This is a genomic window from Vibrio ruber DSM 16370 (assembly GCF_900163965.1).
GTDB lineage: Bacteria > Pseudomonadota > Gammaproteobacteria > Enterobacterales > Vibrionaceae > Vibrio > Vibrio ruber.
The window spans coordinates 1-3,106 of sequence record NZ_FULE01000091.1; the positions used below are offsets into that span (position 1 = coordinate 1).

Genomic DNA, 3,106 nt, shown 5'->3' on the forward strand with positions numbered 1-3,106 from the left:
GGATATAGAGGCCATTGAGCGGCTATGTGGTCAGCATCAGTCCTCTATGGCAGAAAATAGTGTTCAGAGTCCCGCAATTTCTCAGTTGGAAGCACTTACCCATCCCATTGAGCAAATCGTTTACCGGATACTCAAACAAGACCCTGACGCCCGAGCCGATAAAATCTGGAATATGATGCGCACTGAGTTCCGGCAAGGCGGAGCGCGTCAGTATGATGTCGATGGTGTGATTGAGTCGATGAGCGCTGATGATATTTGCTGGTTCGGTAAAGGGCTGGAGACAGAAAACGAAATGGGCTATGAAGCCTTTCGCAAGAATACCGTATACAAGGTGCGCAAGCTGGTCAAACGAACCTGAAAAACATAACGTCATTGTCAGCGTCATTGATAGCGTCATATGACGTTTGCGACGCTTATGGTTTGAGTCTCAATCAACCAAGGAGACTCACCGATGACAACCATAAACCTATCGATTGAAAAACGCGCTTATACCGAGCAGGAAACCGCAGCTTACATCGGTATGAGCCGTTCATTCCTCAGGCAGTCCCGTATGGAGGGGCTACGCACCAACCGCACCGATGCGCCACCGTTTATTAAAATCGGGCGTTCGGTTCGTTACCTTAAAGAAGATTTAGACCGGTGGCTGGACAATCACACCAAGCTTGAGCATCTGGCTCAGGAAGGGGGTTGTCGTGTCTGAATCAATCCCTGAACTGACTCAAGAGCAACACACTTTACTCAAATGGATGAAGAGCGGGCGGACGTTTAAAGTCTGCTCGGACTACGGGCCGATGAAAGGCGACATTCAACCGAAAACCCGGTTACCTGTACGAGTCTTTCAAGGCACGGTTGAAAAGCTCTATCAGGCCGGACTGATTCGTTTCACTCCGGTCAATTTCTTTGGTCAGCGTTGGGATGAGTTTTCCCTGACGCCAAAAGGGAAAGCCAGCCAATGACAAAAACAGATACCATGATTCAGACCGAGATTGACCTTTCATTAATCGCGTGGGATGACAGAGCCTTTGTTCAGCAAAGGCTTTTTTGCTTTCCGGTAGAAATACAAAAACTACTGCTGAAAGCGTATCTCCGCAAGCCAACCAAGTTTGAGCGCAATACCTATTTAAGAACGACCACTGAACAAATCGCGGCTAAGCTGTCCGTTCCTGTCAGCCAACTGGAATTGAATCTCAGTGAGGATGACTTACGCGAGAAAGCCAAGCATCTGGCTCAATCCGTGTTTGCTTTGCGTCGTCAATTTCTCAATGATGAACTCGCCCTTGAGACTGTTCGCGGCTTTATCCGTCAGCAAGTGATTACTCCCACAGAAAACTATTCCCTCCATGGTGAAATGGGACGCTACAGTGATGCAAAGTGGTGGTTACGTAAACTGAGAAAATCGCTCAGACGCAATATTGAAACGGTGCTGCATCATCTCAATCAGGTCAATAAGAAAACCAGTTTGTATTGCTCCCGTCTGACGCTGAAAGCCCGAATCAGACAAAAAGCCTATCAACATGAATACTTATCGAATACCTTTGCGGTCAATGAGCAAGGCCAGCGCTTCTCATTACTGGAATTGTCACAAAAAGGGGTATCAGACCCGAAAATCAGAAAAGGCGAGCTGATGGTCAGAGCCAGAGGCTTTGAAGAGTTGGCGCAAGACTTAGGGCATGAAGCGACCTTTTTAACCATCACCTGTCCGTCAAAGTATCACCGCAGTTATTCCAAATCAGGCGATATCAATCCCAAGTGGGAAGGATTGACCCCGTTAGACGGGCAAGCCTATCTCAATAAACAGTGGCAGCTTATTCGAGCCAAATTGAATCGGTTAGACATCCGCTTTTATGGTTTTCGGGTGGCTGAGCCGCAACACGACGGCACCCCACACTGGCATTTACTGTTATTTGTCGAAAAGCACCAATATCAGAAGATGGTTGATATCATGCGTGACTATGCCCTGAGAGAAGACGGTGACGAAACCGGAGCGGATAAGCACCGCTTTACCGAAGTGAAAATCGACCCGAACAAAGGCTCAGCGACCGGCTACATTGCCAAATACATTTCCAAGAATATCGACGGAGAAAACCTTGAATGTGGTATCTATGGTGAAGACCCGTTAGAAGCAGCGGCCAGAGTGGATGCATGGGCGGCCTGTTGGGGCATTCGTCAGTTTCAGCAACTGGGCGGCTGTTCGGTCACGGTATGGCGTGAATTGCGCAGATTAAAGGACATCATGAATTTACCGGAAAGAGCCAAAGCAATCATCGAAGCTGCCGACAAAGGCGACTGGAAGACTTACACGCAGCAAATGGGCGGTGTTTTCTGTGAGCGCCAAGCACAGGTATTTAAGCCCTACTATGAGCTTTCTGTTGACCAAACCACCGGAGCGGTGAAAACCAGCCAATATTGTGATAACGAATTGGTCAGGGCTTTAAAAGGGGTGATGACTGCCGGACGTGAATTCATCACCCGTATTTTTGCGTGGCGGATAGAGTCCGGCTTCGCGCCTTCTTTTAACTTGGAGTTCTGTGAATAAGTGTATTTTGCGTAAATTAATAATAGACTTTAGTGAAAACATATATTGAACAGATGATGTAAAATTAATTATCCATAGATATTGTGAGCAAAAATGACACACAAACAAGATTGACATGTCTGAAAAAATTAATAACCTTTATCGCTATATAATTAATGGAATATCGATTCTTTAACAGTTGGGTTAAGTATATATGGCTGAATATGGAAATAAGAAGGTTTTAGTAGTATCTGAGCAAGAGATTACTCATTTAAATGAAGTGATGAAAAGTTTTAATTCTAATATTTCGGCTGCAATGTCTTATGTAAGACGAGTCCAAAAATTAACATTCAGTCAACTAAATAACTGTTCCTAAATGTAGATCACCGGAGAATAAAAAAGAAAGGAACTCGGTAGCGTTTGTGCGATCTGATTAGTCGCCAAACCCACAAATCAACAACCACTACCGAGAGCCATGATTCTAACATTACCTGACCGTGCAGAGCGACGCCGAATTATCAAAAAAATGCACAAGACAAAGGATAAAGACCATTATCGCCGTTTGAATGCCATATTACTTTTGGCTAGCGG

At 45.5% G+C, this 3,106-nt stretch carries 4 protein-coding genes and 1 pseudogene; all 5 read left to right on the forward strand.

Annotation, left to right across the window (positions count from 1 at the left end; genetic code table 11):
• The coding region (locus VR7878_RS21175; protein ID WP_159440515.1) for a hypothetical protein at positions 1 to 358 on the forward strand (358 nt) is incomplete at its 5' end.
• A 93-nt stretch (positions 359 to 451) separates the two neighbouring features.
• Complete coding sequence (locus tag VR7878_RS20385; protein ID WP_077337630.1) at positions 452 to 700, forward strand: helix-turn-helix transcriptional regulator; 249 nt, start codon at positions 452 to 454, stop codon at positions 698 to 700.
• On the forward strand, positions 693 to 956 hold the full coding sequence (locus VR7878_RS20390; RefSeq protein ID WP_235862927.1) for a hypothetical protein: 264 nt from the start codon (positions 693 to 695) through the stop codon (positions 954 to 956). The genes VR7878_RS20385 and VR7878_RS20390 overlap by 8 nt, the downstream gene beginning before the upstream one ends.
• Entirely contained in the window at positions 953 to 2,536 is a 1,584-nt protein-coding gene (locus VR7878_RS20395; protein ID WP_235862928.1) for a replication endonuclease, read from the forward strand. The genes VR7878_RS20390 and VR7878_RS20395 overlap by 4 nt, the downstream gene beginning before the upstream one ends.
• 454 nt (positions 2,537 to 2,990) lie before the next feature.
• Positions 2,991 to 3,106 (forward strand): annotated as a pseudogene (locus tag VR7878_RS21000) (IS630 family transposase); the annotation flags it as partial.

Coding starts and splice junctions, on each gene's coding strand:
- VR7878_RS20395 (WP_235862928.1), top strand. CDS start 953: ATGACAAAAACAGATACCATGATTCAGACCGAGATTGACCTTTCATTA.
- VR7878_RS20385 (WP_077337630.1), top strand. CDS start 452: ATGACAACCATAAACCTATCGATTGAAAAACGCGCTTATACCGAGCAG.